The sequence below is a fragment of the Hallella faecis genome (genome assembly GCF_018789675.1).
GTDB classification, from domain to species: Bacteria; Bacteroidota; Bacteroidia; order Bacteroidales; family Bacteroidaceae; genus Prevotella; species Prevotella faecis.
Map to the genome: position 1 here is coordinate 1 of NZ_JAHKBE010000098.1, position 3,774 is coordinate 3,774.

General features: G+C 43.5%; 4 protein-coding genes. All 4 read right to left on the bottom strand.

Translation table 11 applies throughout. The features are described from left to right. A partial coding sequence (locus KM934_RS12425) for a hypothetical protein (protein ID WP_215760922.1) occupies window positions 1–475 on the bottom strand: 475 nt, incomplete at its 3' end. Between the two features lie 430 nt (window positions 476–905). Then, window positions 906–1,697, bottom strand: coding sequence for a hypothetical protein (locus KM934_RS12430; RefSeq protein ID WP_215760923.1), 792 nt, complete (start codon window positions 1,695–1,697; stop codon window positions 906–908). Next, window positions 1,666–2,646, bottom strand: a complete 981-nt coding sequence (locus tag KM934_RS12435) for a hypothetical protein (protein ID WP_215760925.1) — start codon at window positions 2,644–2,646, stop codon at window positions 1,666–1,668. Before KM934_RS12435 ends, KM934_RS12430 begins: the two co-directional genes overlap by 32 nt. Before the next feature lie 376 nt (window positions 2,647–3,022). After that, window positions 3,023–3,718, bottom strand: a complete 696-nt coding sequence (locus tag KM934_RS12440) for a metallophosphoesterase (RefSeq protein WP_252345001.1) — start codon at window positions 3,716–3,718, stop codon at window positions 3,023–3,025. Window positions 3,719–3,774: the final 56 nt, after the last annotated feature.

A 3,774-nucleotide genomic window follows, 5' to 3' on the forward strand; every position in this document is an offset into this window, starting at 1 on the left:
CGAGGCCATAGGCGAAGCCGCTCGCCACCTGCGTGAGCTCGTCGGCAGCCCTTCGACAGAACTCAGCGAAGGTGAGCCGCTCGTTGAACTGCGGTCGGCAGAAGGTGGGGTAGATCGTTCCGTCGGGCTTGCGGTTGATGTTGATGTAGACGCCCTCATATACATGTGGGTTGCGTTGCTGCACATCGTTGCGCTTCTTGTAGGTGGCGTTCTCGATGAAGAGGAAGTGGTCGTCGGCATCGCGCGTGATCGCCCCGTCGAGGTAGCTGCCAAGGGGGATGCGCCCAGGCTGGCGTGTGAGGAGCTTGAGGTCGACGCCCGGCTCGGTGTTGGGGTAGACCTGCTGGTGCTGGCGGTAGCCGCTGGCCAATGGTGAATTACTTTGGAGCATCTCTGCGAGGATGTCTCCTACGAGGCGAGGCTCTTGGTTGCGCTCAGAGCCTGCCTGACGGTCGGGGTTCAATACCTTTTTCATTGTTTTTATTTCGGTATCAAATTGCCTTCTTGCACTCACGATGATATAGAATGGCGTTCTTCATCCCGTGATGTCGGAGCCGTGCTCAGTTTTTGACTGCTAACATCTGTATATAAAAAATGCAGCAGAAACTCCGATGTCGAAATTTCTGCTGCAAAGATATGGAATCAAAAAGCGGTCTGAGAGTTTATTTTAATGTTTCCATCGTCCAAGGAATGATAAGGAATCAAAAGGAATTGATAAGGAAAGATTGAAGGAATTTAGGCTTTTCCCCCTTAAAAAACTGCCTGAATAAAGCTAAAATTGACAATAGGGCATAAAAAAACGTCAGAAATTCCTTGCCGGCAAGGAATTCTGACGAATTTTCAAGGAATTTATGAGGAATAGACAGATAAAGACGAGGAATCAAACGGAAAACTTTCAAACAGCCTTATACATTTACGGCTTTATTCCAGTTGTCTATTCTAGCTTTATATAAACCATGAGTATGGAGAATTTGCCAGAGAGGGCGCTTGTGCGAATTGTTGTAATTGGATATTTTCTGGTCCTTTATATACTGAACCGTAATTCTCGTAACAGCAGGGTTGCCATTAGCCTCTTTTATCTCTTTGATATAAGCTATAACGTTTGCAAGTCGGTTGTCGTTATAGAAATGAGGCATAAGAGCATTTATAAGTTCTGCCTCCATGCCATTATAGCGTACGATGTCCTCAACTTGTTTGGACAGCCATTTGCCAGACTGATTGATATAACTACACATATATTCTCTTAGTTTGTCTTGCTGGCTGTCAGGGAGTCGTGACGCAATCAGTTTTAGCACATTCTTATGGTCAGCCTCTTTCGGGACAGTCTTTAGCAAGTTATGAGCCCAATATTTGTAATGGTCATTCACGCTGTTGCAGATAAAGATGATATAAGCCGTAAAAACAATAATTACGGATGCAGCCAGTTTGGCGTCAACATTCTCATTACTTTTGTCGTAGTTGCGCAGTCGGCATAAAAGATTGTCGTAGACATTCTGAAAATCAAAGTCGTAAGATTGTCTTCTGATTTCATCTAAAAGCGATACAGATTCGATGTAAATTTCGGTTGTAGAGAACCGCATGACATTCATACGGCTCTCAAATTGTTTGCAACTAATGTCTACAGCCCTGAGAACGACGTCGTCCTTTAGAGAGTCGTGTATGAGGCTAATCGAGTTTTGCGGGAGGCGTTGTTTCATTTCCAGTTTTCTTTATGTCTCTAATGCAGTCGTTAAGCCATTTCAGCAACTCGTAGTCGTGCTCGTCGGTGGAAACCGTGGTTCTTAGCTGAAAACGCTCTATAGCCATAGGTGGCAAGAAATACATGGGCACAACCTCATCGTTTAGGCACAACACTCCGCTTTTGCTCAGTTTCACCTTCAATTCACACTCCTTCTTTGTTATGAATTGGTTAATATGGAACATCGTGTCTATAGAGTTCCTGATGCTCTGCTCGCTTGCGTCTTTCGAAAATTTGTTGCCCATGAAAAACTCCTTTGCCTCGTTGTCTTCCGATTCCTGTATCAGACCGTTGATGTTGTCGTTGCGCGAGAAGTCGGCAAACGTGTCCTTCTCCTTGTTGCGTTTGGCAGTAAGGCAAATCTGCGAAACATAATCGTCGTTTTCGCGGCAACGCCTTTTCACCACATCCCATGCCAACGCTTGCATGTATATGGCTTCAAACTGAATGGTGTAACCATAGGGCTTGAGCATGCGGTTGAAGTTGGTGGCGAGAATCTTTGTTATTCGGTTCAAGTTGCCGCTGAAGGCAGCATAGTTCTTCTCGATAGCCACATACTGCACCCCGGGCTGATTGTGAAAGATCAGATGGCAAAACGGGTACGAAGGCTCCGTCTTGTCCACGTAGTCGTCAATATTGTTGGTAGTGGTACCCGTAGGCAAGGTTATCTTTACGTCCCTGTCGTCGTTGAGTCGATACACAATGATGTCGTCGCACATGGTAATGACATCATTACGCAGCATCACCTCTTCCTTACCTTTCTTCATGTAAATCTCCAATTTCTCTCCCGCGGCAAAAATGTCGCCAAAGAGACTTTGGATCTTGTCTTCGTCCACTCTTTTGTCTGGTGTGGAATCAGGGTCTTTTTTGAACGCATACGTGAAGAAAACGTATTTCTTTTGTTTCATTTTAATAGGTTTATTATTAATGTTTTGCTCCTTCCTCGTAACTGAATAGAATCAGGAGAGTTTTTTTAGTTGAGGTTTAAGGATTATTCAATATACCCTCGTATTATCTACAAAGTTAGCAGTTTTATTTTGTTAGGCTGTTATTTTAAGCAAAAAAAGTTCTTCCGTTAAATGCGTAGATGAGATATGGAATGGCTGAAAGAATCGTAGCGATAGAGCAACGCGCCTTCTGTTATATGCTTATGCCCCTTCTACGGGGCGCATATCCACGCATTTGGCGGAAGAACCGTTTATTCCATCCTGCCATATTTCATCTCCACGCCCTCCTTGTCATACTGCTTGGGCGTGATTCTGTAGCTCAGTTTTTAGACTAAAATTATTTTAACGCATAAAGTTCCATAATATCCAGCATCTTGAACAATGTGCCATCAATAGAAGAATGCCAGCTTTGATGAAAATGCCCGTAACACCAATGAGTGACATGCTGCTGATGTTCTTTCAGAGTTTCATACAGTCTATTCATAACTTCACGTTCCTGCTGTATGTCTGATATCAGAGTCTTGTCGTTGCCAATCCATTTGTCTAACCCCTCCTTGCTTAACAATTCGCAGAAGGAAGGAGACGTATGTGTTATTACAATGTCAAGTTTCTGTTCTGACAAAATCGACGTTAGTGCTTCATCATTATACGTCGGCGATTCGTTCTGCCAATAGTATGATGGCGAAAAGTCATCAACATCTTCCGTGTTGCCATAACGTAGCCGTTTTTGTAGTTCCTTACTCCATGCTTCAAGCCTATATGTACGGTCAACCGATATTGCTCCTCCTACACAGAGAATCGAATGGTTGCAAGCGTTGATTACAGAATAGTCTGGAATGGCAATAAAGCGTTTGTGCTTAAAGCTTTTACCATCAAAATATGCTGGGTTATCATGATTGCCTCTAATGAATACAATCCAATTATTGGCATCATTCATGCGTTTGGCGTTCCTTTTCACCATGTTGTCATAATAGCCTCTTTTGTCAAACCCAAATCCACAATCGCCAGCTACAATAACTAACGTGTTCTGCATTTCAATACTCTGTTAATTCTAACGTAATCGTTTGAAAATGAAGGAGTTAATTAACG

What these genes read in the sequence shown, in the direction of transcription:
- KM934_RS12430 (WP_215760923.1), bottom strand. Translation starts at nt 1,697, where the DNA reads ATGAAACAACGCCTCCCGCAAAACTCGATTAGCCTCATACACGACTCT.
- KM934_RS12435 (WP_215760925.1), bottom strand. Translation starts at nt 2,646, where the DNA reads ATGAAACAAAAGAAATACGTTTTCTTCACGTATGCGTTCAAAAAAGAC.
- KM934_RS12440 (WP_252345001.1), bottom strand. Translation starts at nt 3,718, where the DNA reads ATGCAGAACACGTTAGTTATTGTAGCTGGCGATTGTGGATTTGGGTTT.